The sequence below is a fragment of the Streptomyces odontomachicola genome, from assembly GCF_039605595.1.
GTDB lineage: Bacteria > Actinomycetota > Actinomycetes > Streptomycetales > Streptomycetaceae > Streptomyces.
Genome location: NZ_JBCFOK010000005.1, coordinates 338,698 through 362,751, shown reverse-complemented (window position 1 = coordinate 362,751; position 24,054 = coordinate 338,698). Strand labels below are relative to the sequence as shown.

The 24,054-nt window shown below is 72.9% G+C and carries 24 protein-coding genes; 15 read left to right on the top strand and 9 right to left on the bottom strand.

Translation table 11 applies throughout. The features are described from left to right. From ABEE00_RS11710 to ABEE00_RS11695, 4 genes are all read left to right on the top strand, one after another. The gene (locus ABEE00_RS11710; protein WP_345745285.1) at positions 1-999 is read left to right on the top strand and encodes a carbohydrate ABC transporter permease; all 999 of its coding nucleotides are present in this window, start codon (positions 1-3) and stop codon (positions 997-999) included. Continuing rightward, positions 996-1,895, top strand: coding sequence for a carbohydrate ABC transporter permease (locus ABEE00_RS11705; RefSeq protein ID WP_345745284.1), 900 nt, complete (start codon positions 996-998; stop codon positions 1,893-1,895). The genes ABEE00_RS11710 and ABEE00_RS11705 overlap by 4 nt, the downstream gene beginning before the upstream one ends. An 80-nt stretch (positions 1,896-1,975) precedes the next feature. After that, the gene (locus ABEE00_RS11700) at positions 1,976-2,986 is read left to right on the top strand and encodes a hydroxyacid dehydrogenase (protein ID WP_345745283.1); all 1,011 of its coding nucleotides are present in this window, start codon (positions 1,976-1,978) and stop codon (positions 2,984-2,986) included. Further along, on the top strand, positions 2,983-4,911 hold the full coding sequence (locus ABEE00_RS11695) for a DUF2264 domain-containing protein (protein ID WP_345745282.1): 1,929 nt from the start codon (positions 2,983-2,985) through the stop codon (positions 4,909-4,911). Before ABEE00_RS11700 ends, ABEE00_RS11695 begins: the two co-directional genes overlap by 4 nt. Positions 4,912-4,926: 15 nt before the next feature. Here ABEE00_RS11695 and ABEE00_RS11690 read toward each other — a convergent pair whose 3' ends face one another. Both ABEE00_RS11690 and ABEE00_RS11685 read right to left on the bottom strand, forming a co-directional pair. Beyond that, the gene (locus tag ABEE00_RS11690) at positions 4,927-5,148 is read right to left on the bottom strand and encodes a hypothetical protein (protein WP_345745281.1); all 222 of its coding nucleotides are present in this window, start codon (positions 5,146-5,148) and stop codon (positions 4,927-4,929) included. 141 nt (positions 5,149-5,289) lie between these two features. Further along, positions 5,290-5,526 (bottom strand): hypothetical protein, encoded by a 237-nt coding sequence (locus ABEE00_RS11685; RefSeq protein WP_345745280.1) that lies wholly within the window; start codon positions 5,524-5,526, stop codon positions 5,290-5,292. A 52-nt stretch (positions 5,527-5,578) separates the two neighbouring features. Between ABEE00_RS11685 and map the strand changes: the two genes are divergently transcribed. Together map and ABEE00_RS11675 are read left to right on the top strand one after the other, a co-directional pair. Further along, positions 5,579-6,436, top strand: coding sequence for a type I methionyl aminopeptidase (gene map, locus ABEE00_RS11680; protein ID WP_345745279.1), 858 nt, complete (start codon positions 5,579-5,581; stop codon positions 6,434-6,436). A gap of 88 nt (positions 6,437-6,524) precedes the next feature. After that, entirely contained in the window at positions 6,525-7,061 is a 537-nt protein-coding gene (locus tag ABEE00_RS11675) for a hypothetical protein (protein WP_345745278.1), read from the top strand. A 64-nt stretch (positions 7,062-7,125) separates the two neighbouring features. On the opposite strand, the gene ABEE00_RS11670 is transcribed toward ABEE00_RS11675, so the two are convergent. Together ABEE00_RS11670 and ABEE00_RS11665 are read right to left on the bottom strand one after the other, a co-directional pair. After that, on the bottom strand, positions 7,126-7,854 hold the full coding sequence (locus ABEE00_RS11670; protein ID WP_345745277.1) for a nucleoside phosphorylase: 729 nt from the start codon (positions 7,852-7,854) through the stop codon (positions 7,126-7,128). 133 nt (positions 7,855-7,987) lie between these two features. Continuing rightward, complete coding sequence (locus ABEE00_RS11665; RefSeq protein ID WP_345745276.1) at positions 7,988-8,779, bottom strand: SDR family NAD(P)-dependent oxidoreductase; 792 nt, start codon at positions 8,777-8,779, stop codon at positions 7,988-7,990. A gap of 35 nt (positions 8,780-8,814) precedes the next feature. Here ABEE00_RS11665 and ABEE00_RS11660 point away from each other — a divergent pair, with 35 nt between their 5' ends. The 5 genes from ABEE00_RS11660 (at position 8,815) to ABEE00_RS11640 (ending at position 13,877) form a co-directional block, all read left to right on the top strand. After that, positions 8,815-9,303 carry a cupin domain-containing protein gene (locus tag ABEE00_RS11660; protein ID WP_345745275.1) on the top strand — a complete coding sequence of 163 codons (489 nt, stop codon included), beginning with the start codon at positions 8,815-8,817 and terminating at the stop codon, positions 9,301-9,303. Between the two features lie 239 nt (positions 9,304-9,542). Then, the gene (efeO, locus tag ABEE00_RS11655; RefSeq protein WP_345745274.1) at positions 9,543-10,718 is read left to right on the top strand and encodes an iron uptake system protein EfeO; all 1,176 of its coding nucleotides are present in this window, start codon (positions 9,543-9,545) and stop codon (positions 10,716-10,718) included. A 10-nt stretch (positions 10,719-10,728) separates the two neighbouring features. Then, complete coding sequence (efeB, locus tag ABEE00_RS11650; RefSeq protein ID WP_345745273.1) at positions 10,729-12,042, top strand: iron uptake transporter deferrochelatase/peroxidase subunit; 1,314 nt, start codon at positions 10,729-10,731, stop codon at positions 12,040-12,042. Positions 12,043-12,046: 4 nt separating this feature from the next. Continuing rightward, positions 12,047-13,066 carry an iron uptake transporter permease EfeU gene (gene efeU, locus ABEE00_RS11645; RefSeq protein ID WP_345745272.1) on the top strand — a complete coding sequence of 340 codons (1,020 nt, stop codon included), beginning with the start codon at positions 12,047-12,049 and terminating at the stop codon, positions 13,064-13,066. Next, the gene (locus ABEE00_RS11640; protein WP_474775249.1) at positions 12,954-13,877 is read left to right on the top strand and encodes an SCO2278 family lipoprotein; all 924 of its coding nucleotides are present in this window, start codon (positions 12,954-12,956) and stop codon (positions 13,875-13,877) included. The genes efeU and ABEE00_RS11640 overlap by 113 nt, the downstream gene beginning before the upstream one ends. 82 nt (positions 13,878-13,959) lie before the next feature. Here ABEE00_RS11640 and ABEE00_RS11635 read toward each other — a convergent pair whose 3' ends face one another. Next, the gene (locus ABEE00_RS11635; RefSeq protein WP_345745437.1) at positions 13,960-14,715 is read right to left on the bottom strand and encodes a bifunctional DNA primase/polymerase; all 756 of its coding nucleotides are present in this window, start codon (positions 14,713-14,715) and stop codon (positions 13,960-13,962) included. Positions 14,716-14,884: 169 nt separating this feature from the next. Here ABEE00_RS11635 and ABEE00_RS11630 point away from each other — a divergent pair, with 169 nt between their 5' ends. After that, positions 14,885-15,742 carry a glycerophosphodiester phosphodiesterase gene (locus ABEE00_RS11630; RefSeq protein WP_345745270.1) on the top strand — a complete coding sequence of 286 codons (858 nt, stop codon included), beginning with the start codon at positions 14,885-14,887 and terminating at the stop codon, positions 15,740-15,742. A 93-nt stretch (positions 15,743-15,835) separates the two neighbouring features. Here ABEE00_RS11630 and ABEE00_RS11625 read toward each other — a convergent pair whose 3' ends face one another. Then, on the bottom strand, positions 15,836-16,444 hold the full coding sequence (locus ABEE00_RS11625) for a TetR/AcrR family transcriptional regulator (RefSeq protein ID WP_345745269.1): 609 nt from the start codon (positions 16,442-16,444) through the stop codon (positions 15,836-15,838). A gap of 84 nt (positions 16,445-16,528) precedes the next feature. Between ABEE00_RS11625 and ABEE00_RS11620 the strand changes: the two genes are divergently transcribed. Beyond that, entirely contained in the window at positions 16,529-17,563 is a 1,035-nt protein-coding gene (locus tag ABEE00_RS11620) for a small ribosomal subunit Rsm22 family protein (RefSeq protein WP_345745268.1), read from the top strand. A 7-nt stretch (positions 17,564-17,570) separates the two neighbouring features. On the opposite strand, the gene ABEE00_RS11615 is transcribed toward ABEE00_RS11620, so the two are convergent. The 3 genes from ABEE00_RS11615 to ABEE00_RS11605 all read right to left on the bottom strand — a co-directional run bounded on the left by ABEE00_RS11615 (position 17,571) and on the right by ABEE00_RS11605 (position 21,780). Continuing rightward, a complete protein-coding gene (locus ABEE00_RS11615; RefSeq protein ID WP_345745267.1) occupies positions 17,571-18,698 on the bottom strand; it encodes a serine hydrolase domain-containing protein in 1,128 nt (375 codons plus the stop codon). Continuing rightward, positions 18,671-20,014: a multidrug effflux MFS transporter gene (locus tag ABEE00_RS11610; protein ID WP_345745266.1), complete on the bottom strand. Its 1,344-nt coding sequence runs from the start codon at positions 20,012-20,014 to the stop codon at positions 18,671-18,673. The genes ABEE00_RS11615 and ABEE00_RS11610 overlap by 28 nt, the downstream gene beginning before the upstream one ends. 134 nt (positions 20,015-20,148) lie before the next feature. Next, a complete protein-coding gene (locus tag ABEE00_RS11605; RefSeq protein WP_345745265.1) occupies positions 20,149-21,780 on the bottom strand; it encodes an alkaline phosphatase D family protein in 1,632 nt (543 codons plus the stop codon). Between the two features lie 109 nt (positions 21,781-21,889). On the opposite strand from ABEE00_RS11605, the gene ABEE00_RS11600 reads away from it, so the two are divergent. Both ABEE00_RS11600 and ABEE00_RS11595 read left to right on the top strand, forming a co-directional pair. Continuing rightward, complete coding sequence (locus tag ABEE00_RS11600; protein ID WP_345745264.1) at positions 21,890-22,666, top strand: SDR family oxidoreductase; 777 nt, start codon at positions 21,890-21,892, stop codon at positions 22,664-22,666. A gap of 83 nt (positions 22,667-22,749) precedes the next feature. Then, entirely contained in the window at positions 22,750-23,919 is a 1,170-nt protein-coding gene (locus ABEE00_RS11595; protein ID WP_345745263.1) for an alpha-hydroxy-acid oxidizing protein, read from the top strand. Positions 23,920-24,054 lie beyond the last annotated feature (135 nt).

Genomic DNA, 24,054 nt, shown 5'->3' with positions numbered 1-24,054 from the left:
GTGACCGCCACAACGGGCACCACCGGCACCCGTACAACGGGCACTCCCACCGCACCGGCACCCGGCGCACCCGCGCCCGCGACCGGGCCCCGCCGCACCGCGCGCCGTCGCCGACTCGGCGCGTGCGGCGTCCTGATGGCGCCCTTCTTCGCGCTGCTCGTGGCCGTCTTCCTGCTGCCGGTCGGCACCGCCGTGTGGCTCAGCTTCTTCACCGACGACCGGCCGGGCCTGGGCTTCGGGCCCGAGCGGACCGTCTTCGCCGGGCTGCGCAGCTATCAGGCCGTGCTGTCCGACCCCACGTTCCTCTCGGGGCTCGGCGTGACCGTCCTGTACTGCGTCCTCTACATCCCCCTGCTCGTCATCGCCGCCCTCGCGCTGGCCCTGCTGCTGGACTCGGGGGCCGCGCGGCTGCGCAGGACCGCGCAGCTCGGCCTGTTCCTGCCGCACGCGGTGCCCGGCATCATCGCCGCGCTGGTCTGGCTGTACCTCTACACCCCGGGGCTCAGCCCGGTGATCGACCTGCTGCACCGCGCCGACCTGCGCATCGACCTGCTCGGCGTGCACACCGTGCTGCCCGCGCTGGTGAACATCGCGGTGTGGAGCAACCTCGGCTACACCATGGTGATCTTCTACGCCGCGCTCCGGGCCATACCCAGGGAGACCCTGGAGGCCGCGGTGGTGGACGGCGCGGGACCGCTGCGCACCGCGCTGCGGGTGAAGGTGCCGCAGGTGCGCGCCGCGGTCGTGATGGTCACGATGTTCACGCTGATCGGGGCGCTCCAGCTCTTCACCGAGCCGATGCTGCTGAGCCAGTCCACGCCGGTGGTCGGCTCCCGCTTCACGCCCAACATGTACATCTACGACGCGGCCTTCACCCGCAACAACTACGGCCTCGCCGCGGCCGCTTCGGTGGTCCTGCTGGCCGTCACCGTGGCCCTCTCGTACGGGGTGGCCCGCTGGAGCAGTCGCGGCGAGGACCAGGAGGGCGGGGCGCGATGAGCAGCGCATCGGCACGTACGGCACCGGCGCACCGGACCACACGGGGAAGCCGCCCGGGCCCGGGGGCGCTCCTCGGCCGCGGCGCGGTCAACGCGGTGGTCGGCCTCTTCGCGCTCTACACGCTGCTGCCGCTGGCCTGGCTGCTGCTCGCCGCGGCCAAGGACCGGGACGCGCTGTTCTCCTCCGACCTGCTCTCGCCCGGCGGCTTCTCGCCGGTGGACAACCTGCGCCGGCTCTTCGCCATGGACGGCGGGGTGTACGGGCAGTGGTACGCCAACAGCCTGCTGTACGCGGTGGTGGGCGCCCTGATCGGGTCGCTGGTGAGCGTCGCCTGCGGCTACGCCTTCGACAAGTACCGCTTCCGGCACAAGGAGAAGCTGTTCGGGCTGGTCCTGGCCGGAGTGATGGTGCCGCCCGCCGTGCTGGCGCTGCCGCTCTATCTGATGGCCTCGGGAACGGGGCTGGTCAACACCTTCTGGGCGGTGTTCGTGCCGGTCCTCTTCAACCCCTTCGGTGTCTACCTCGGGCGGATCTTCAGCCGGGGCTACGTACCCGACGAGGTGCTGGAGGCGGCCAGGATCGACGGGGCGGGCGAGCTGACCACGTACGCGCGGGTGGCGCTGCGGATGCTCGGTCCCGGCTTCGTGACGGTGTTCCTCTTCCAACTCACCGCGATCTGGAACAACTTCTTCCTGCCGATGGTGATGCTGTCCGACCAGCGCCTGTATCCGCTGAGCCTGGGTCTGTACACCTGGAACAGCGCCGCGACCGTCACCCCCGACTACTACCCGGTGGTCGTCACCGGGTCGCTGCTCGCCGTGCTGCCGCTGATCGCCGCGTTCGTGCTGCTCCAGCGCCACTGGCGGTCCGGGCTCACGGCGGGCAGCGTGAAGTGAGCACGCGGGGTGGGCGGTTAGAGCGTGTCTGTCCAGCCCGCCCCGTACGCCCCGCCCGCCCGTACGCAGCCAGGAGGACCATGCCGCACCGCCCCCGCACCGCGCTGGCCATGGGTCGGGAGGCGGCCGACGCGCTGCTCGGCCCCCGGATGCTGGACGCGCTCGCGGAGCACACGGACCTCCAACGCGAGCCGGTGCTGCACGACTTCGGCACGCTCGAGGCCCGCAAGGTGCTGAGCACCACCGAACTGCTGGTCACCGGCTGGGACTGCCCGCCGCTGGACGAGCGCGCGCTGGAGGCGGCGCCTCTGCTGCGGGCCGTCGCGCACACGGCGGGCACGGTGCGGCACCACATCACGCCCGCCTGCTGGCGCCGGGGCATCGCGGTGTCCTCGGCGGCCGCGGCCAACGCGCTGCCGGTCGCCGAGTACACGCTCGCGATGATCCTGCTCACCAACAAGCGGGTGCTGGAGTCGGCGCGCGACTACGCGGCGGCGCGGGAGCGCCCCGACCCGCTGCGCGAGCCGCCCACCGTGGGCAACTACCGTCGCACCGTGGGCATTCTGAGCGCCTCGCTCATCGGCCGCCGCGTCATGGACCTGCTGCGCCCCTTCGACCTGGAGGTGCTGCTGCACGATCCGTATGTGGGCGAGGCGGAGGCGGCGGGGCTCGGCGCGCGCGCCGTCGGGCTGCGCGAACTGTTCGCCGCCTCCGACGTGGTGAGCGTGCACGCGCCGCTGCTGCCCGCCACCCGCGGCCTGGTGGGGCGCGAACTCCTCGGCGCGCTGCGCCCCGACGCGACCCTCGTCAACACCGCGCGCGGCGCGGTCCTCGACCAGGACGCGCTGACCGAGGCGGCGTGCGCGGGCCGCATCCGCGCGGTGCTCGATGTGACCGAGCCCGAGGTGCTGCCCCCTGACCACCCGCTGTGGGACTGCCCGAACGTGCTGATCACCCCGCACGTGGCCGGCTCCCAGGGCAACGAGCTGCGACGTCTCGCCGAACTCGCGGTCAGCGAGGTGGCCTCCTGGGCACGCGGCGAGGGCTTCCTTCATCCCGTACGAGAGGAAAGGCTGGCGTATCTGGCATGAGCGACACCCCCACACACACTGCGAACACAGCCCCCGCGAACCCCTGGAACCTCCCGCCCCTCGACCATGAGCTGAGCCCGCACACCGGGTGGACGCGCGCGCACTGGGAGGCCGCGGCCGACGGGCTGCTGACTGCGGCCTGGCGCTGGGCGGGCCCCGAGGGCGCGCTGCTGAACTTCCCCGGCAGGGCCTCGATGTCCGGGGAGCGCTCGGACGGGCTGGAAGGGTACGCGCGCACGTTCCTGGCCGCGGCGTTCCGGGTCGCCGGCGCGGGCGGCGAGGACCCGCACGGCTGGCTGGACCGGTACGCGGAGGGGCTGGCGGCCGGCACCCGCGCCCCCGGCCGCGAGGACGACGTGTCCTGGCCGCTGATCGGGGACTTCCTCGTGCAGGGGCAGCCGATGGTGGAGTCGGCCTCGGTCGCGCTCGGGCTGCGGCTGACCGCGCCCTGGCTGTGGGACCGGCTGGACGAGGGCGTGCAGGACCGCGCCGAGGCGTGGCTGAGGGGCTCGATGCGGCACTCCCCGGCGCCGAACAACTGGTATCTGTTCCCCTTCACCGTGGCCGCGTTCCTGGAGTCCGTGGGCCGGGGCGACGCGGAGACGGCGCGCGCCATGGAGCGGGGGCTGTCGCTGCTGGACGGCTGGTACCGGGGGGACGGCTGGTACGCGGACGGCGACGGCCGCGGCTTCGACCACTACAACGGCTGGGCCCTGCACCTCTACCCGATGCTGCACGCGCACCTCGCGGGCGACGCGGACCTGTTGGGGCACTACGGCCCGCGCCTGCGCACCCACCTGGAGTCCTTCTCCCTCCTCTTCGACGGGAACGGGGCGCCGGTGCACTTCGGCCGCTCCCTCACCTACCGCTTCGCGGCGGGCTCGGCGGTGGGGCTCGGCGCGCTGACCGGGCACACGCCGCTCTCCCCCGGCACCTCGCGCCGCCTGATCAGCGGCGCGGCACGCTACTTCCTCGACCGCGGAGCCGCCGGCGAGAACGGACTGCTCTCGCTCGGCTGGCACGGGCCGCACCCCTCCAGCCTCCAGGTGTACTCAGGACCCGGCTCCCCCTACTGGGCGTCCAAGGCCTTCCTCTGCCTCCTCACCCCGGAGTCCGACCCGCTGTGGACGGCCCGCGAGGAGCCCGCGCCCGCCGAGACCGCCGATCACACCGTGGCGCTGCGCGGTCCCGGACTGCTGATCCACACCACCGCCGAGGACGGCCTCGTACGGCTGCACAACCACGGCAGCAACTTCCTCTTCCCCGCCTTCCCCGAACGCGCGGAGGAGGAGGCCCCGACCTACTCCCGCCTCGCCTACTCCACCCGTACGGGGCCGACCGCGTCCGACCCCGTGGCCGACAACCACTTCGCGCTCGAACTGCCCTGGGCGCCGGGCGAGTTCAGCGTCCGCCGCGCCGCGCATCCGCTGGGCTCGGGCACCGCGCGGGACGGCTCCTGGGCCTGGGCGGCCTCCTGGCACACCCCCGTCTTCCCGGCCCACGTGGAGGTGCCGCCCGAGCTGCGCGTGAAGAGCCTCACCCTCGTACGGGGCCGCTACGAGCTCCGGGTGCACCGCGTCCTGGGCGCCCCCGAGGGAGCCCGGGTCCGCGAGACGGGCTGGGCCACGGCCCCCGACGAGCCCCTGACCTCGGCCCTCTTCCCCCTCCTGAACTGGCAGACCCCCGAGCCCGAGCCGCAGGAGGCCCCCGCCGGCACCGCCTACACCCCCACGGCATCCGTGCCCGCCCTCACCGCTCCCGCGGGCCCCCTCTTCGCGACCCTGGCGACCCTGACGACGGAGCCCCCGGCCCCGAAGGGAGCCCGCATCCTGTCCACCGGCGCCGACTCCCTGGACATGGAATGGCCGGACGACGGAACGACCTTCCACGTCCGGCTCACACCAGCGGCGGTCTTCCAGGACTGAGGCCCCGGGGAGGGCTCAGGCGGCGTCGGCCGAGCCCTCCTCGTCGGCCCCCTTGGGGAGCTCGAGCGCTTCGAGAGCGTCGATGTACTCGCGGATCTTGCGACGGGCCCCCTCCGAGGCGTGCTCGTTGGCCGCCATCGCGTACCACCTCCTGACAGTCAGGCGGTGATCGTCCTCCATCGCGCGGACGATGGAGTTGATGCTCATGCGCTCCCGCTGCTCAGGCGTGATCTTCATCGTCCCCGATCCTCTCGTTCAGGCAGACCCGTCGTTGCCGGAACTCTCACAGCACCCCGCACCGCAGGACCGGTTCTGCGGTGCGGGGTTCACCGAACGGAGGGAACGGGGCCCGGTACCGGCAGGCGGGCCGTCAGGCCCTCACGCCGCCCCGTCCTCCTCGCCCTTGGCGTTCTTGTCGTGCCAGCGTGGGTCGTTTTCCCATTCGAGGTTGCGTTCGCGGGCCGTTTCCATGGCGTGGGCCGCTTCCTCGCGGGAGGCGTAGGGGCCGAAGCGGTCCTTCGCGGGGCAGTCGGGGCCCTCTTCGACCCTGCCGTGGTGCAGGCAGTAGTACCACTCGCCGGGCTTCCCGGCCGTCTTGCGCTTGAAGAGAGGCATGGCCCCATGCTCCCCCACCGGGCACCGGCGCACCACGGTTAGACTCGCTGGCATGTCTGGCCAGTCAGTCCTCGTGCCCGGAACGATCTCCCCGAAGCGCAGTGTCCCCTCCTCCATCCCCCGCCCCGAGTACGTGGGCAAGGACGCCCCCGCGCCGTACACCGGCCCGGAGGTGCAGGACGAGGAGACCGTCGAGCGGATGCGGCACGCCGGCACGATCGCCGCGCGCGCCATCGAGGAGGCCGCCCAGCACATCGCCCCGGGCGTGACCACGGACAAGCTGGACGAGGTGGCGCACGCCTACATGTGCGACCACGGCGCCTACCCCTCCACCCTGGGCTACCGGAAGTTCCCCAAGTCGCTGTGCACCTCGCTCAACGAGGTCATCTGCCACGGCATCCCCGACTCCACGGTGCTGAACGACGGCGACATCGTGAACCTCGACGTCACCGCGTACATCGGCGGCGTGCACGGCGACACCAACCGCACCTTCCTCTGCGGCGACGTGGACGAGGAGTCCCGGCTCCTGGTCGAGCGCACCGAGGAGTCGCTGAACCGCGCCATCAAGGCCGTCAGGCCCGGCCGCCAGATCAACATCATCGGCCGCGTCATCGAGTCGTACGCCAAGCGCTTCGGTTACGGCGTGGTCCGGGACTTCACGGGCCACGGCATCAACACCTCGTTCCACTCCGGCCTGATCATTCCGCACTACGACGACCCGCGGGCCACCACCGTGATGAAGCCCGGCATGACCTTCACCATCGAGCCGATGCTGACCCTCGGCACGCACGAGTGGGACATGTGGGAGGACGGCTGGACCGTCGTCACCAAGGACCGCAGGCGGACGGCGCAGTTCGAGCACACGCTGGTCGTGACGGACAAGGGCGCGGACATTCTGACCCTCCCGTAGCGGGCTCCGAAGAAACGGAATCAGCCATTCCGCTCGGCTTGGCCGAACGCGGCCGAACACCCGTGCCGTGTCGTGCATGATGATCCGCATGACTGAACAGCACGTGGTGGACGCCTCCTTGACGATCGACGTGGACGCGCGGGACGAAGCGGCGCTGCTCGCCCTCGCGGACGCCTACCAGCCCAGGAACACCCGGTTCCTGGGCCTGCGGCGGGCCGGCGACCACTGGGTCAAGGCGTACGCGATCGAGGTGCCGGGCCGGGAGACCGGCGAGCGCGAGGAGGCGACCGCGCTCCAGCTCGCGGCCCGCCAGCTCCTGCTGGACCGCACGGCGGGCTCCACGGGCCTCGGCTTCGTGATCGTCCACGCGGGCGCCGACGGCGACTACGTGCTGGTGCAGAGCTGGACCGAGGGCCACATGGCGCGGCTCACGGTGTTCTCGGGCCCCGCGGGCGAGCCGGAGGCGCTGCGCCCCGCCTCCTCGGGGCTCGCCCCGTGCGTGTGGGAGGCCGAGGTGATCGCCCACGAGCGGGCCGCGTACGTGAACCGCATATTGAGCGCGCAGGGTCCGATGGAGGACCGGCTGCGCACCTGGGCCGTGGACGTGCTGCCGCCCGCCGAGTGACGGAGCAGGACCGGGATCTCCGACGGCCCCTCACCGAGGGGCCGTTCGCATGCGGGTCGCGGATTCAGCCGTCCGCGGTCAGCGCCTCCAGCGCGCCCCGCAGCACCGCGTCCACCGCGCCCGACACCTCCGCGCGGTCGGGCCGGTAGTCGGCCATCTCCGCGTCGCCCGCGGCGAGCGGGTTGCCGTCCACGGCGAACACGCCGGCGGCCCGCGCCCCGTGCTGCGCGGCCGTCACCAGCAGCGCCGAGAGCTCCATCTCGACCGCAGCGCACCCGGCGCGCTGCCACAGCTCCAGCTCCGAGCCCAGCACGCGGGACGGGTAGAACAGGTCGGAGCTCAGCACCACGCCGCTCGCCGCGTCCGGGAGGGCGCGGCGCAGCGCGATCACCAACTCCGGGTCGCACACCGCCGGATAGGCCAGCGGTACGAGGCGCGGGGTGGTCCCCTCGTCCCGTACGGCCGCCGAGGCGATCACCGCTGACCCCGAGGCGATCTCCGCCTGCATGCCGCCGGCGGTCCCGGCGCGCACGATGCGCCGCGCGCCCGCGCGGCACAGCTCCTCGAAGCACACCGCGGCGCCCGCCGAGCCGACGCCGTGCGAGATCACGGTGATCTCCTGGCCCTTGTAGCGGCCCGCGTAGCTCACGTACTCGCGGTTGGAGGCGAACGGCCGGGCCTCCTCCAGCAGTTCGGCGGCGCGCTCGGCGCGGTCGGGGGCGCCCACCGCGAGGGCGCGCGCGGGCACCCCGTGGACGGGCAGCTTGGTGAGCGGCAGCACCTCGGTACTCAACGACTCCTCCTCGATCGCACGACACCGGTGACCAGCGACTGTACGGAGCGGGCCCCGGTGTCCACCACGAACGGCGCCGCGCGCCGCGCACCCGTCAGGCCCACCGGCGGCTCACGGCGGCATCACGGCGCGCTCACCACGTCGGGTGCACCGACACGCCCCCGTCCACCCGCAGGTCCTGCCCGGTGATCCAGGACGCCATCGGCGAGGCCAGGAACACGCACGCGTCGCCCACGTCCTCCGGGGTGCCGAGGCGGCCGAGCGGCGCGGCGGCGCGCCACCGCTCCACACCCTCCGGCCAGTCGGTCTCCAGGGTCGGGTGCCCGATCAGGCCGGGGGAAACGGAGTTGACGCGGATGCCGTCCGGCGCGAGCTCCAGCGCGGCGGTGCGCGCGTGCATCAGCACGGCTGCCTTGGCCGAGCAGTAGTGGGAGTGCGCGTACTGCGTCTGGGAGCCCTCGATGGAGCCGATGTGCGTGACCGAGCCGCCCCCGCGCTCGCGCATCACGGCGGCCGCCGCCTGGGTGGCGGTGAAGGTGCCGGTGGCGTTGGTGTCCACGACCGTGCGCCACTCCTCGGAGGTCATCTCCCGCATGCCGGACACGGGTTGGACGCCGGCGTTGTTCACCAGCGTGTCCAGCCGCCCGTACGCGTCGACGGCCGTACGCATCAGCGCCGCGCACTCCTCGGGCTCCAGCAGGTCGGCGCGTACGGCGACGGCCTGTCCTCCGTCGCGCTGGATCTGCGCCACGACCTCGCGCGCGGCCTCACCGCTGGTGCGGTAGTGGACCACCACGGCAGCGCCCGCCACGGCCATCCGCCGCGCGATGCCGCGCCCGACCACGCCGCCCGCGCCGGTGACGACGGCCACCCGGCCCGCCAGCGAGGGCAGTTCGGGGATCTGCGGCTCCAGCTCCTGCGTCATGGCGATCGCCTCTCCGTATCTGCTAGGGGATCTCCATGCATACACCCGATCCGCACGCCGCAGGCCAGGACCCCGCCACGGGGCGTGAACTCGCCCGCACGCTCGGCCTCGAAGCGCTGCCCGAGGAGGGCGGCCTGTTCCGGCGCACCCACTTCGACGGCCACTCCTCCGCGATCTACTTCATGCTGCTCGCGCCGGAGTTCTCCGCGCTGCACCGGCTGCCCTCGACGGAGGTCTACCACTGGTACGCGGGCGCGCCGCTGCGGCTGCTGCTCCTGCACCCGGACGGCCGCGCCGAGGAACCGGTGCTCGGCCCCGACATCGCCGCGGGCCAGCGGCCGCAGATCCCGGTGCCGCCCGGTGTGTGGCAGGGCTCCTCCTCGGCGGGCGGCTGGTCGCTGTGCGGGACGACCATGGCGCCGCCCTTCGGCTGGGAGGGCTTCGAGCTGTGCGGGGCGCAGCACGGCCTGGGCACCCGCTATCCGGAATGGGCCGAGCGTATTGCGAAGTTGACCCGCGATTGAGTCATTGCTGCGGTGCTGGTCAGGCTTCGCCCGCTTGGTGGTGATGTACGGGCGGGACCGACGCCGAATTGAGATGCGCGTCACCCGTTGACGAGGAACTCACGGGGAAGCGTTCAGGCAAGCCTCAGTTAACTTAGGTGTGCCTAATCGGGCGGGGCGGGTCCGCAGCCTGCCCGGTCGAGACGGAAGCCCCCCACGCCAACGTCAACGACAGCTCGACTCACCCGCTGGAGTCCGCAATGCAGAACATCCGTCCGCTCACCGCCGTCGCGCTCGCCGCGGCGCTCACCGCGACCGCGGCGGGCTGCGCCAAGAAGACCGACGTCGGCGCGGCGGAGAAGAACGGAGCCGTGGGCGTCACCGCCAGCGACTCCGCGTGCTCCGTGTCCAAGAAGGAGTTCCCCGCGGGACACGTGAAGCTCGCCGTCCAGAACAAGGGCTCCAAGGTCACGGAGGTCTACGTCTACGCGCCCGGCGACCGCATCGTCACCGAGCGGGAGAACATCGGCCCCGGCACGAGCACCACGGTCACGGCCGAGGTGAAGGCCGGCTCGTACGAGATCGCCTGCAAGCCCGGCATGAAGGGCCACGGCATCCGCCAGAAGGTGAAGGCCACCGGCGAGGGCGGCTCGGCGAAGGAGATGGACCCGCGCCTGGCCAAGGCCGTCGCCTCGTACCGCTCCTACGTGCAGAAGCAGGCCGACGAGACGCTGCCCGCCGCGCGGAAGTTCGCCGACGCGGTCAAGAAGGGCGACGCCGACGAGGCCAAGAAGCAGTACGCGGTCTCACGGATCGGCTGGGAGCGCACCGAGCCGGTCGCCGAGTCCTTCGGCGACATCGACCCGAAGGTGGACGTGCGGGCCGACGGCGTGGAGAAGGGCGGGAAGTTCACCGGCTGGCACCGCCTGGAGAAGGCGCTCTGGAAGGACGAGAAGATCGGCGGCAAGGAGAAGGACCTCGCCGGCCGGCTCGTCACGGACCTGGAGGACTGGAAGAAGCGGGTCGGCACCGCCGAGATCACCCCGACCAGCATGGCGAACGGCGCCAAGGAGCTGCTGGACGAGGTCGCCACCGGCAAGGTCACCGGCGAGGAGGAGCGCTACAGCCACACCGACCTGGTCGACTTCCACGCCAACGTCGAGGGCGCCAAGAAGAGCTACGAGCTGCTGCGCCCGGCCGCCAAGGAGAGCGACCCGCTGCTGGTGAAGAAGCTGGACTCGGAGTTCGACGCGCTCTTCTCGCAGCTGGACGAGCACCGCGAGGGGGGCGGCGAGGGACCGGCCGACTTCGTCTCGTACGACACCGTCGGCAAGGGCGAGCGCAAGAAGCTCTCCGACGGCGTGAACGCGCTGGCCGAGCCGCTGTCCCAGCTCGCGGGCGCGGTGGCGAAGACGCAGTCCGCCTCGGCGAAGTGAGGGGCGCGCCATGACGGTTGAGAACACGGCCGGGAGCGCGACCGGAAGCACGGAAGACACGACAGGCACGACCGCCAAGGGCGCCGCGCCCTCCCGCCGCTCCCTCCTCGGCTGGGGCGGCGCGGGCCTCGCGCTCGGCGCGGCGGCGGCCGGGGGCACGGCGGTCGCGGTGCAGCAGGACGGCGCGGAGGCCCCGGCCACACCGGGGCCCGTGCCCTTCCACGGCGCGCACCAGGCCGGGATCGGCAGCGCCGTGCAGGACCGGCTGCACTTCGCGGCGTTCGACGTGACCACGAAGGACCCGGCGCTGCTGGCCGCGGTGCTGAAGGAGTGGACCCGCGCGGCCGAGCGGATGACCGCGGGGAAGCCGGTCGGCGACGGCGCCGTGGGCGGGCTCGCGGAGGCGCCGCCGGACGACACCGGGGAGGCGCTGGGGCTCGATCCGGCGCGGCTCACCCTGACCTTCGGGGTGGGGCCCTCGCTGTTCGACGGGCGCGAGGGCTTCGGGAAGCTCAAGGAGCGGCGGCCCGAAGCGCTCGTGGATCTCCCGAAGTTCGCCGGGGACAACCTCGACAAGGACCGCGGCGGCGGCGATCTGTGCGTGCAGGCGTGCGCCGACGACCCGCAGGTCGCGGTGCACGCGATCCGCAACCTCGCGCGCATCGGCATGGGCGTGGTGGCGATCCGCTGGTCCCAGCTGGGCTTCGGCAAGACCTCCTCCACCAGCCCCGATGCCGCGACGCCGCGCAACATGATGGGCTTCAAGGACGGCACCCGGAACATCTCGGGCACCGACGAGGCAGCGCTGCGCAAGCACGTGTGGGTGCCCCGCGGCGAGGGCCCGGACTGGATGGCGGGCGGCTCGTACCTGGTGGCGCGGCGCATCCGCATGCACATCGAGACCTGGGACCGCACCTCGCTCAAGGAGCAGGAGGACATCTTCGGCCGGGACAAGGGCGAGGGTGCCCCCGTCGGCGCCAAGCGCGAGCGCGACGAGCCCAAGCTCAAGCTCATGAAGCCCGACGCGCATGTGCGCCTGGCGCACCCCGACGCGCACGGCGGCGCCCGCATCCTGCGGCGCGGCTACTCCTTCACCGACGGGACCGACGGCCTCGGGCGGCTGGACGCGGGGCTGTTCTTCCTCGCCTACCAGCGGGATATCCGGGAGGGCTTCATCCCCATCCAGCGCTCCCTCGCGGAGAAGGACGCGCTCAACGAGTACATCCAGCACGTCGGTTCGGCCGTGTTCGCGGTGCCCGGAGGGGTGCGCGACGGCGACGACTGGTGGGGCCGCGGGCTGCTTCGCGGACTGGAAGGGAAGTGACGCCGTGTTCGGCAACTATCTGATCGGGCTCCGCGAGGGCCTCGAAGCGGCGCTCGTCGTCTGCATCCTCATCGCCTACCTGGTGAAGACGGAGCGCCGCGCGGCGCTGCGCCCGGTGTGGCTGGGCGTCGCCACCGCCGTCGGCCTGAGCCTCGCCTTCGGCGCCTTCCTGCACTTCGGCTCCGAGCAACTCACCTTCGAGGCGCAGGAGCTGCTCGGCGGCTCGCTGTCCATCGTCGCGGTGGGCCTGGTGACCTGGATGGTCTTCTGGATGCGGCGTACGGCCCGCAACCTCAAGTCCGAGCTGCACGGCAAGCTCGACCAGGCGATCGCGCTCGGCACCGGCGCGCTGGTCCTCACCGCGTTCCTGGCGGTGGGCCGCGAGGGCCTGGAGACGGCGCTGTTCATCTGGACCGCGGTCGAGGCCACGGGCGACGGCGTGCGGCCGCTGGTCGGCGCCGTGCTCGGGCTGCTGACCGCCGTCCTGCTCGGCTGGCTCTTCTACCGCGGGGCGCTGCGCATCAACCTGGCGCGGTTCTTCACCTGGACCGGCGGCGCGCTGATCGTCGTCGCCGCGGGCGTGCTCGCCTACGGCTTCCACGACCTCCAGGAGGCGCGCTTCCTGCCGGGTCTGGAGAACAAGGCCTTCGACATCAGCGCGGCCGTACCGCCGGACAGCTGGTACGGGACGCTGCTGAAGGGCACCGTCAACTTCCAGCCCGACCCCACCGTGGTGCAGGTCGTCGTATGGCTGCTGTACCTGCTGCCGACACTGGCCGTGTTCTTCGCACCCGGTAAGGTGCGAGGCCGCGACGGCAGCGGGGAGGGTGATCATGGCGCGACGGGCGCGGCGGACTCGGCGCACACGACTGCTGACGGCGCTGGCGGCAGCGGCGGTGCTGACGCCGGCCATGTCGGGCTGCGTGACGGTGCACGGCGAGACGGCGATGGTGCCGGCGACCTCGAAGGGCGAGGCGGCGAAGGCGCTGAAGAAGTTCACGGCCACCAGCAACAAGGCCAATGAGGCGTACGACGCCGAGCTGAACGCCACCGTCGAGACCGGCGCGCACGGCGCCATAGACAACGCGGGCCTGCGGGCGCAGAAGAAGCTGCGCCCGCAGGGCGCGCCGAACTTCAGCCCGCTCGAGCTCGACGACCCGCGCTTCCTGATCCCGAAGCAGGCGGGCTGGCCGAAGTTCTTCGTCGCGGACGTGCGCAGCAACAGGACGCAGGGCGGCCGCTGGTTCCTCGCGTTCCAGCGCGACGCGGCAGGCGCCCCCTGGAAGGTGGCCTACCTGTCGGTGCTGCGGAACGCGGCCATCCCCGAGTTCGCCAAGGACGCGCAGGGGTACGTGAAGGCCGTGCCGGCCGGCACCTCCGGCGGCCTCTCCGTACCGCCCGGCAAGATCAGCGAGACCTACACCCGCTTCCTCCAGGAAGGCGGCGGCGACTTCGCGCCGGGGCCGCAGACCAGCGGGCTGCGCAAGGGCCGCGAGGAGCGGCAGGCCCGCTTCTCGCACGAGGCGATGCGCGCCGACTTCTCCGACGTGGCGGCGAAGCCGCCGGAGTACACCCCGCTCGCGCTGCGCACGGAGGACGGCGGCGCGCTGGTCTTCTTCGCCTCGCACCACTACGAGAAGCAGACGGCCGCGCGCGGCCACAGCCCGCAGGTGTCGAACAAGCTGGTCCGCACGATGCTGCGCGGCGAGCCCAAGCAGTCGGTGATCTACACCCAGGTCGCCCAGCAGGCGGTGAACGTGCCCTCGCAGCAGTCCGGCGGCGACATCCGCTTCCTCAACAGGCTCTCCGGCATCACGGGAGCGAAGGGCCAGTAGACCCCGTCGGCAGGGGCCGCGCCCGACCTCGTACGACGTCTCGTACGGCGTCCCGCGCGGCGCCCGCTCAGCGCACCGGCGCTCAGCGCACCGGCCAGGGCGCGGTCTCCTCGCCGCCCGCGTAGTCGTGCTCGGCGCAGGCGTCGGTCAGCGCCTCCAGCAGCGACAGCGGCTCGGGCAGCTCCGGCGTGGGCTGACCGCCCTCGGCCGGCTGCGGCGCCCGCACCCAGCGCACCCCGTCGTCCTCGCCGTCCGCGGTCAGCCGGGCGGGCGGGACCAGCACATAGCTCCCCCGGCAGTGCCAGCGCAGTCCGGGGTGCTCGTCCATCGTCTCGGGGTGGCAGTCCAGCTCGCAGGGCCACCACTCGTCCTCCTCCACCGGCGCGCGGGTCGCGGTGAAGAACAGCATCCGGCCGTCCCCGGTCACCGCCACGGGCCCCAGCTTCACGCCCTCGGACTCCAGCCTGTCCAGCGCGGCCTCGCCGGCCTCCTGGGGGACGTCCAGAACATCGTGGTTGTGCCCCGTGGCGGTGATGAAGTTGGCCTGCGGCTGGGTGCGGGCCCAGCGCAGGATCTGGGTGGGCTCCGTCGTGGCCTGGGTCTGCCAGCCGAAGGAGACGGGGTGCCTGCCGGGGGTGGGACAGCCGATGCGCACGCACGAGCAGCCGAATCCGGACGGGTGCGCCGCGGGGGCGAGCGGGAACCCCGCCGCCGCTGCGTCGAGCAGGAGCCCCTCACGGGCCCGCGCGGTCTCCTCCGCGCTGCCCCGTGGACGGCCTCTCGCACCGGTCCGATGGCGTCGGCGCATCCACTGGGAGAACCTGCTCTCGCGTACCATCAACCGCCTCACTCGCGACCACCGTGAACCGTGGCTTACGAGGGTACGCCGCTCCCCGGGGAGCGCGGTGCGCACATCGCACACCCCCTGACCGAAAGACGGCCGAGAGACACCGCGCAACTGCCCCGCTTACTGGGCAAGTCGCCCCATTCCGCCCTAGCTTGACCCCATGCCGATCGCGCTCACCCGGGCACTCCGGGTCACGGGCCACCGCAGTACGCTCGCCGCCGCGCTGCCCATGCCGCTGATGCTCAGCCTCATGCTGCTGGCCGGACCGCAGCAGCACGTGCCCAGCCCCTCGGCCGCGTACCCCTACGCGTCGCGCGGCCGCGTCACCTACACCGCGCACCGCGGCGGCTCCCTGGAGGTGCCGGAGAACAGCATGAGCGGGTGGACCGCGGCGTACCGGCGCGGCACCGCGCAGCTCCTCGACGCCGACCTGCGCGTGCTCCGCGACGGCACGCTGGTCGTGATGCACGACCCGACGCTGGACCGCACGACGAACGCGCACGGCCCGGTGGACAGGCTCACCCTCGAGCAGTGGCGCACGGTGCTGCTCACGCCGTCCCGGAAGCTGCCGGGCCACTGGCGGCCCGAGCACCCGCCTACGCTCGGCCAGATTCTGCGCCGGTTCGGCGGGCGCACCGCCATGGTGCTGGAGATCAAGGACCCGCGCGGGCTGCCCCGGCTGTCGGCCGCGCTGCACGGGCACCGGCTCACGGACTCGGTCTACGTGCAGTCGCGGTCGGTCAGGGTCGCCGCGCGTGCGCACCGGATGGGGCTGCTCAGCTCGGTGTGGCGCGGGCCCTCCAAAATCCGCCGCTCGCACCCGGAGCGCTGGGTGGGCCGCGTGGACATGCTGAGCGTCGACTACCGGGCGCGGGCGAGGGATGTGCGCAAGGCCGTGCGCTCCGGCATCCCGCACGTGTGGTCGCACACGGTGGACACGCGCGCGGCGCGTGACCGGATGCTGCGCCTCGGCGTCACCGGCATCATCACCGACGCGCCGGGACGGCTGACCCGCTGAGCCCGCGCCACGGCTGAGCCCGGCTGAACCCGCGTCACGGTTGAGCACCCGTCACCACGCGAGCGGCACGCGGACCTCGGCCCACGTCTCGGCTCACCTCGGCCCGATCCCGCGCAGCACGTGGTCCACCAGCGCGTCCGCGAAGGCGTGGGTGAGCGGCGCCGTGCGTGCCAGCCACCGCTGGTGGAAGGGCCCGAGCAGCATCTCCACGGCCAGGTCCAGGTCGGTGTCCCGCGCGAGCTGCCCGGCGTCCTGCGCCTTCGCCAGCCGCTCCCGGTACATCCGCCGGCCCGGCTCCATCAGGCGCTCGGTGAACTGCTCGGCCAGCGCCGGGTCGGAGGCCCCGGCCACGGCCAGCGCGCGGTACGGCGCCTCGAACGCCGCGTCGGCGAACTCGTCCACGCTGGCCCGCAGCACGTGCTTGAGGTCGGCGGCCACATCGCCGGTGTCGGGCAGGCCCTCCGCGTACTCCTCGTCCTGGGGTACGGAGAGGAAGGCGTCGAGCAGCACCTCTCCCTTCGAGTCCCACCAGCGGTAGATGGTCTGCTTGCCGACTCCGGCGCGCGCCGCGATGGCCTCGATGGTGAGTCTCGCGTAGCCGACCTCGCCGACCAGCTCCATGCTCGCGTCGAGGATGGCCCGCCGTGAGCTCTCGCTGCGGCGGGCGGCGTCCGGTGTGCGGGTCCTGCGGGGTGCGGCCATGGGGGCAACCTAACAAGCGCCGGAGACGAGACGACCCGTCTCCCGCCGTCCCGGGGGCCGGGCGCGCGCCCGTAAAATGTCCCGGTGATCGAGGACGAGTTGCGGGCCGCGCTCGCGGGGCTGCTGGACGGTCTTGGCGCCAAGGAGGCGTCGGCCGCCGTCGAGCGTTTGATGGGGCACTACCGGGGCCGGACCTACACGGACACCCCGGTGCTGCGGGACCGCGCGGACGTGGCCGCCTACGCCGCGTACCGCATGCCCGCCACCTTCGCCGCCGCCGCGGCCGCGCTGCACGCGCTCGCCGAGCGCACCGGCGGCTGGTCGCCCGAGCGGCATGTGGACGTGGGCGGCGGCACGGGCGCGGCGGTGTGGGCGGCGGCCGGTACGTGGGAGAAGCCGCGGCACACCACGGTCCTCGACTGGGCGGGACCCGCGCTCACGCTGGGCCGCGAACTCGCCGGCGGCGCGGGCTCGGAGAGCCTGCGCGGCGCCGAGTGGCGGCAGGAGCGGCTGGCCGAGGGCCTGGAGCTGCCGGAGGCCGACCTGGTCACGGTCTCGTACGTGCTCGGCGAACTCGGCGGCGGCGAGCGCGCGTCGGTCGTGGACGCCGCGGCCCGCGCGGGGCGCGCCGTCGTGCTGATCGAGCCGGGCACCCCCGACGGCTATGCGCGGATCATCGAGGGTCGCGAGCGGCTGGTCGCGGAGGGCTTCCGTGTGCTGGCGCCCTGCCCGCACAGCGGCCGCTGCCCGCTGGTGCCGGGCGAGGACTGGTGCCACTTCGCCGAGCGCGTGAACCGCTCCTCGCTGCACCGCAGGATCAAGGGCGGCTCGCTGCCGTACGAGGACGAGAAGTACAGCTACGTCGCCGCCGTACGGGACCTCCCCGAAGGCCCCGGCGAGCCCGGCACCCCGGCCCCCGCGCGCATCATCCGCAGGCCCCAGCTCCCCAAGGGGCAGGCCCTGCTGGACCTGTGCGACGCGGAGGGCGCGCCGCGCCGCAGGACGGTGACCAAGCGGCACGGCACGGCCCTCTACAAGGCGGCGCGCGACGCGGACTGGGGCGACGCGTGGCCGCCGCCGGAGCACGAGACCCCGGAAGGCGGGACCCGCGAGGGCTGAGAACGCCTCAGCGCGCCGCCCGTGCCAGCAGCGTCGCCGCTCGCGCGCGGGGGCCGCTGTCGGGGCGCTCGGGCCGTACGGGGTGGACGGTGGTGGCCAGCAGCACCAGGAAGGTGTCCGTCACGGGGTCCAGCACCAGACTCGTACCGGTGAATCCGGTGTGCCCCGCCGCCCTGCCCCCGCCCAGCGGCCCGGCCAACTCGCCCATGAACCACGGCTTGTCGACGGCGAAGCCGAGACCCGGCGGGGCCAGCAGGCGCGCGACGGAGGCGGCCGTGAGGATGCGCGCGGGCCCGTAGGCGCCGCCGGCGAGCAGCGTGCGGCACAGCACCGCGAGGTCCCGCGCGGTGCCGAACAGCCCGGCGTGGCCCGCGACTCCGCCGAGCGCGGCCGCGTTCTCGTCGTGCACCTCGCCGCGCAGCATGCCCCGGTCCGCCTTCGCCCACGGGAGCCGCTGGTCCTCGGTGGCGGCGGCGGTCTCCGGCGGCACGGGCCCGTACGAGGTGCGGGTCATGCCGAGCGGGCGGGTGATGCCCTCGCGCACGAGGGTGTCCAGGCCGCGTCCTGTGACCCGTTCCAGTACCTGCTGGAGCGCGATCATGTTGAGGTCGGAGTAGACGTGGGTGCCGCGGCGCGCGGCGGGCTTCTCCTCCCACAGCAGCGAGAGCGGGTCCAGGGGCCGCTCGTAGAAGGGCAGTTCGGGCCGCAGGCCCGAGGTGTGGGTGAGTAGCTGCCGCACGGTGATGCGCGACTTCCCGGCGTCGCCGAACTCCGGCACGTACGAGGCGGCGGTCCGCTCCAGGTCCAGCACGCCGCGCTCGACCTGCTGCACGGCGGCGATCGCGGTGCACAGCTTGGTCAGCGAGGCCAGGTCGAAGCGGGTGCCGGTGCGCATCGGGAGCCGCTCGCGCTCCGGGAGTTCGGCGTCGTACGCGGCATACCGCCGGGCCCACCCCGCGGCGTGCTCGACGGCGACGTACGGGCCGCGCCCGGCGACCACCACGGCGCCGCCGCACCAGCCCCGACCGGGCAGTGCGTCGATCTCCTCGACCAGCGCGGCGAGCTCCCCGGCGCGCAGCCCCGCGCGCCGGGGTGAGCCCGCGGGCCTCAGCCGCGCGTGCGCTGTGTACGCCACGGACGGCACAGTCCCACGAAGGCGCTCGCGGCGATGAGCAGCGCGCCGAGCTGCACCAGCGCCATGGGGACGGCGGTGTGCTCGCCCGCGACGCCGACCAGCGGCGAGGCGATGGCGCCGATCAGGAACTGCGAGGTGCCCAGCAGCGCGGAGGCCGAGCCCGCCGCGTGCGAGGCGCGCATCAGGCCCTGCGAGTTGGCGTTGGGGAGGGTGAAGCCCATGCCGGTCATCAGCACGCAGAGCGCGGTCGCCACGGGCGCGAGCCCGACGTGCCCGAACACCCCGCTGGTCATCACGAGCAGCGCGGCGGCCGCGAGCCCGGACAGGCCGAGCCCGAAGCCCAGCACCCGGTCCAGCGGCACCCTGCCGACCAGGATCTTGCCGTTGATCTGGCCCGCGGCCACCAGGCCGATGGAGTTGACCATAAAGAGCAGGCTGAAGGTCTGCGGCGAGGCGCCGTAGATCTTCTGCATCACGAACGGCGAGGCCGAGACGTACGCGAACAGCGCCGCGAAGGCGAAGCCGCCGGCGATCAGATAGCCGGTGAACCCGCGGTCGGCGAACAGCCCCCGCATGGTGCGCAGCGCGTCCGGCACTCCTCCCCTGTGCCGTCGCGCGGGCTCCAGCGTCTCCGGGAGCTTCCGGAGCACGACCAGCACCAGCAGCACGCCGACACCGGTGAGGATCAGGAAGACGCCGCGCCAGTCGGTGAAGCGCAGCACCTGGCCGCCGAGCACCGGGGCGAGCACGGGCGCCACGCCTGAGATCAGCATCAGGGTGGAGAAGAAGCGGGCCATCGCCATGCCGTCGTACAGATCGCGCACCACGGCGCGGGCGATCACGATGCCCGCGGCGCCGCACAGCCCCTGCACCAGGCGGCAGGCGACCAGCGCCTCGACGGTGGGCGCGAAGGCGCAGACGGCGCTGGCCAGGAAGTAGCCGGTCATGCCGATGAGCAGCGGCCTGCGGCGGCCGAACTGGTCGCTCATCGGGCCGACCACGAGCTGCCCGACCGCGAGGCCCAGCAGGCAGGCGGTGAGCGTGAGTTGGGCGCTGGCCGCGGGGATGTGGAGCTGCGCGCTGACCTCCGGCAGTGCCGGGAGGTACATGTCCATCGACAGCGCGGGCAGCGCAGTGAGGCTGCCCAGGATGAGGGTCAGCAGGAGGCCCGCGCGCTGACGGCTCGTCAGCGGGGGCTTCGCGGTGGGGTTCGCGGCGGAGTCGGCCGTGGAGTCGGAGTGCGGATTCTCCGGGGGCCTCTCCGAGGACTTCTTCGGGGACGGGGCGGCCGGAACGGTTGGGCCGGGGTCGGTCATGCACCTCTCCAGGAGATTGTTAATGGCACAGACATTCTCCCAGGATTTGTTCCCCCGGCCCAGCCGTTTGCTCGGGGCAACCACTGCCCCGTACGGCCGCCCCGTCTCCCCGCTTCCCGCCTCTTCCCGCTGGCTCAGGCGGGTTTCAGGCCCGGGTCACCGGCCTTCGAGACGTACGAGGCCGTGGTCTCCACGCCGCCTCCGCGGCTGGTGACGTTGGCCACAGTCCGGTAGTCGGCGCGCATCTGCTGCCGGTCCAGGGTCATCACGATGTAGCCGCGCTGACCGTTGTAGAACTTCAGATGCGGGTTGGCCTTCATGAAGACCTCCCAGTCGTCCGGGTGCGGCTTGCCGTTCCCGTTGCTGGAGATCGACGTGACGACCACCTCGACGCCCGTGGTCTTCGACTTCGGGTCGTCGTAGTCCTCCTTGAGGTCGATCGCGTACTGGACGTGCACGTCCCCGGTGAGCACCACCAGGTTCGCGACGCCCGCGTCCTTCACCGCCTTCATGAAGCGGTCGCGGGCCGCCGGATAGCCGTCCCAGGCGTCCATGGACAGCTTGAACGGCGCCTTGAGCTGCATGTGCCGCCGCGCCAGGATCGTCTGCTGCGGCACCACGTTCCACAGCGCGGTGGACTGCTGCAGCCCCTCCGCGAACCACTGCTCCTGGTCGAAGCCGAGCATCGTGCGCTTGGGGTCGGCCGTCGCCTTGGTCGGCACCAGCCAGCCGTCGCCGGGCACCTGGTCGTCCCGGTTCTGGCGGCCGTCCAGCACGTCGAGCTGCGCCAGGCTGCCCCACTGGAAGCGCCGGTAGAGCGTGGCGCGCGGGCCGTTGGGCTGCTGCGGCGGGCGCAGCGGCAGGTTCTCGTAGTACGCGCGGTAGGCGGCCGCCTTGCGGCGCAGGAACTCCTCGCCGTCGGTGCCGTCCTGCGCGACGTCCCCCGCGTAGTTGTTCTCGATCTCGTGGTCGTCCCAGGTGAGGATGAACGGGTGCGCGTGGTGCGCCGCCTGGAGGTCCTCGTCCAGGTGGAAGAGGCCGTAGCGCAGCCGGTAGTCCTCCAGCGTCATCGTCTTCTTGTTGAAGCGCGCCGGGAGGTCGAGGTCCGGGTCGTTGCGGTCGCCCCCGTCGGAGGTCACCGCGTACTCGTACAGGTAGTCGCCGAGGAAGAGCACCGCGTCGATGTCCTCTTCGGCCGCCACGTGCTTCCACGCGGTGTAGTAGCCCTGGTGGTACGCCTGGCAGGCGGAGAGCACGAAGCGCGCCTTGGCCAGGTCGGCCGTGGCCGAGGGCGCGGTGCGGGTGCGCGCGACCGGGCTGGTCCAGTCGCCGGTCCTGAAGCGGTAGTAGTACGTGGTCTGCGGCTCCAGGCCGTCCGGCACGGCGTGCACGGAGTGGTGCCACTCCGGATGCGCGGTCTCCTCGCCGTGCGTGACGACCTGCTGGAAGTCCTTGTCCTTCGCCACCTCCCAGGAGACCGGGACGGCTTCGGCCGGCAGCCCGCTGTCGGGCTCGTACGGTTCGGGCGCGAGGCGGGTCCACAGCACGACGGAGTCGGGCTCCGGGTCCCCTGAGGCGACGCCCAGTCTGAACGGGTCTTTACCGATGCTCATAGGATTGAGTTTTTGCACAGCCTGGGCGGCATTGGGAAGGTTCGTGCCGAAGGCGAGTGCCATGGCGGCTCCGGCGACGGTCAGAAATCGCCGCCGCCCCAAGTTCCGTGCCGCCTCGCGCAGTTCGCCGTCCGCGTCGGGTCGCTGTGTCATGCACACGAGTGCAGTGGCCGCGCGCGTCGGCTCGTTGGCACGTACGCATCAGGTCGGTGACCATCACATGGCGGGCCGCCAGCACGAAGGCATCGCCTACGCTGCGGCCATGACGACAGAAGACGGCACTGTGTTGAACGAGGGGACACGCGGTCGTACCGCCCTGGTGACGGGTGCGGGCTCGGGGATCGGGCGCGCCGTGACGCTGGCGCTGGCCGACGCCGGGTGGACGGTCGTACTCGCCGGCCGGCGCGCCGGCGCGCTGGAGGAGACCGCGCGCCTGGCGGGCTCGGGGGACCCGGTGCCGACGGATGTGACCGACCCGGAGGCGGTGGAAGCCCTCTTCTCCTCCATCCGGGACCGGCACGGCCGCCTAGACCTCCTCTTCAACAACGCGGGCGCGTTCGGCCCCGCGGTGCCGCTGGAGGAGCTGTCGTACGAGGACTGGCGCGGGGTCGTCGACGTGAACCTCCACGGCGCCTTCCTGTGCGCCCAGGCGGCCTACCGGCTCATGAAGGAGCAGGATCCGCGGGGCGGCCGCATCATCAACAACGGCTCGGTCTCGGCCCACGCGCCGCGCCCGCACAGCATCGCCTACACCGCGACCAAGCACGCCATGACCGGCCTCACCAAGTCCCTCTCCCTGGACGGCCGCGCACACGGCATCGCCTGCGGCCAGATCGACATCGGCAACGCGGCGACGGAGATGACCGGCCGCATGCAGACCGGCATCCTCCAGCCCGACGGCCGCGTCGCGTCCGAGCCGGTGATGCGAGCGGACGACGCGGCCCGCACGGTCCTCCACATGGCCGAACTCCCCCTGGAGGCCAACATCCAGTTCACCACGGTGATGGCGACGAACATGCCGTACGTGGGGCGGGGTTGAGCCCGGGGCTGGTCAGACGCCGCCGGGGCGGGAGAGACTCGGGGATCCGTACCAGTCGGTATGCAGTGGGAAGGGGACGGCCCGTGGGGCGATTCGGGGATTATCAGGCCGAGATCTATCTGAACGGGCTCGGTGGTGCGGTGCCCCCGTTCACGACCGATCTCACCGCGCTCGGCGACTCGGCGCGTGAGCGGCTGGAGCCCGGGGCCTTCGGGTACGTGGAGGGCGCCGCGGGGTCCGGGGCCACGGACCGGGCCAACCGCGCCGCCTTCGACGCGTACCGGCTCGTCCCGCGCATGCTCCAGGACGCGACCGACCGCAGCCTGGCCACCTCCGTACTCGGCACCGAGATGCCCGCGCCCGTGATGCTCGCGCCGGTCGGCGTGCAGTCGATCGTGCACCCGGAGGGCGAGCTGGCCACCGCGCGGGCCGCCGCCGCGCTCGGGGTCCCGATGGTGCTGTCCACCGCGGCCTCGTACACGCTGGAGGAGGTCGCGGAGGCGGGCGGTCCTTCGGCGCCCCGGTGGTTCCAGCTCTACTGGCCGAACGAGGACGAGGTGTGCGCCAGCATCCTGGAGCGCGCCCGCCGCGCCGGGTACTCCACGCTGGTCGTCACCCTCGACACCTGGACCCTCGCCTGGCGCCCGCGCGACCTGGACAGCGCGTACCTCCCGTTCCTCCGCGGCGTCGGCACCGCCATCCCCTTCTCCGACCCAGCCTTCCGCGCGGGGCTGGCCAAGCCCCCGGAGGAGGATCTGGAGGCGGCGGTCATGCGCTGGGTGCCGATGTTCACCGGTACGGACAAGGCGTGGTCGCGGCTCGGCTTCCTGCGCGAGCACTGGGACGGGCCCATCGTGCTGAAGGGCATCCAGCACCCCGACGACGCCCGCCGCGCCGCCGACGCCGGGATGGACGGGATCGTCGTCTCCAACCACGGCGGCCGCCAAGTCGACGGCGCCATCGCCTCGTTGGACGCGCTGCCCGGCATCGCCGAGGCGGTGGGCGACCGGCTCGCCGTGCTCTTCGACTCGGGTGTGCGTACGGGCGCCGACGCCCTCAAGGCCCTCGCGCTCGGCGCCCAGGCGGTCCTGCTCGGCCGCTCGTACGCGTACGGTCTCGGCCACGGCGGCGAGGACGGCGTACGCCACGTGCTGCGCAGCTTCCTCGCCGACCTCGACCTGACCCTGGCCCTGACGGGCCACCGCACGGCTGGCGAGCTGACGCCGGATGCGGTGTGGCGGGGGCGGGGGTGAGTTCCCCTGCCGGGGGCTGAGCCGATCGTGGGCCTGGCCCGACCGGGTGCGTGCCCGAGCCGTCTGCATGCCCGGCCCAGCCGGGGCCCGGCCGGGTGCGTGCCTGGCCAGCCCGTCCGCCGAGTACGATGGGCG

Coding starts and splice junctions, on each gene's coding strand:
- ABEE00_RS11660 (WP_345745275.1), top strand. CDS start 8,815: ATGCATACACCCGATCCGCACGCCGCAGGCCAGGACCCCGCCACGGGG.
- ABEE00_RS11665 (WP_345745276.1), bottom strand. CDS start 8,779: ATGACGCAGGAGCTGGAGCCGCAGATCCCCGAACTGCCCTCGCTGGCG.
- efeO (WP_345745274.1), top strand. CDS start 9,543: ATGCAGAACATCCGTCCGCTCACCGCCGTCGCGCTCGCCGCGGCGCTC.
- ABEE00_RS11625 (WP_345745269.1), bottom strand. CDS start 16,444: ATGGCCGCACCCCGCAGGACCCGCACACCGGACGCCGCCCGCCGCAGC.
- map (WP_345745279.1), top strand. CDS start 5,579: ATGTCTGGCCAGTCAGTCCTCGTGCCCGGAACGATCTCCCCGAAGCGC.
- ABEE00_RS11695 (WP_345745282.1), top strand. CDS start 2,983: ATGAGCGACACCCCCACACACACTGCGAACACAGCCCCCGCGAACCCC.
- ABEE00_RS11690 (WP_345745281.1), bottom strand. CDS start 5,148: ATGAAGATCACGCCTGAGCAGCGGGAGCGCATGAGCATCAACTCCATC.
- ABEE00_RS11685 (WP_345745280.1), bottom strand. CDS start 5,526: ATGCCTCTCTTCAAGCGCAAGACGGCCGGGAAGCCCGGCGAGTGGTAC.
- ABEE00_RS11600 (WP_345745264.1), top strand. CDS start 21,890: ATGACGACAGAAGACGGCACTGTGTTGAACGAGGGGACACGCGGTCGT.
- ABEE00_RS11640 (WP_474775249.1), top strand. CDS start 12,954: ATGTCGGGCTGCGTGACGGTGCACGGCGAGACGGCGATGGTGCCGGCG.
- ABEE00_RS11705 (WP_345745284.1), top strand. CDS start 996: ATGAGCAGCGCATCGGCACGTACGGCACCGGCGCACCGGACCACACGG.
- ABEE00_RS11700 (WP_345745283.1), top strand. CDS start 1,976: ATGCCGCACCGCCCCCGCACCGCGCTGGCCATGGGTCGGGAGGCGGCC.
- ABEE00_RS11630 (WP_345745270.1), top strand. CDS start 14,885: ATGCCGATCGCGCTCACCCGGGCACTCCGGGTCACGGGCCACCGCAGT.
- efeB (WP_345745273.1), top strand. CDS start 10,729: ATGACGGTTGAGAACACGGCCGGGAGCGCGACCGGAAGCACGGAAGAC.
- ABEE00_RS11610 (WP_345745266.1), bottom strand. CDS start 20,014: ATGACCGACCCCGGCCCAACCGTTCCGGCCGCCCCGTCCCCGAAGAAG.
- ABEE00_RS11635 (WP_345745437.1), bottom strand. CDS start 14,715: ATGGTACGCGAGAGCAGGTTCTCCCAGTGGATGCGCCGACGCCATCGG.
- ABEE00_RS11605 (WP_345745265.1), bottom strand. CDS start 21,780: ATGACACAGCGACCCGACGCGGACGGCGAACTGCGCGAGGCGGCACGG.
- ABEE00_RS11675 (WP_345745278.1), top strand. CDS start 6,525: ATGACTGAACAGCACGTGGTGGACGCCTCCTTGACGATCGACGTGGAC.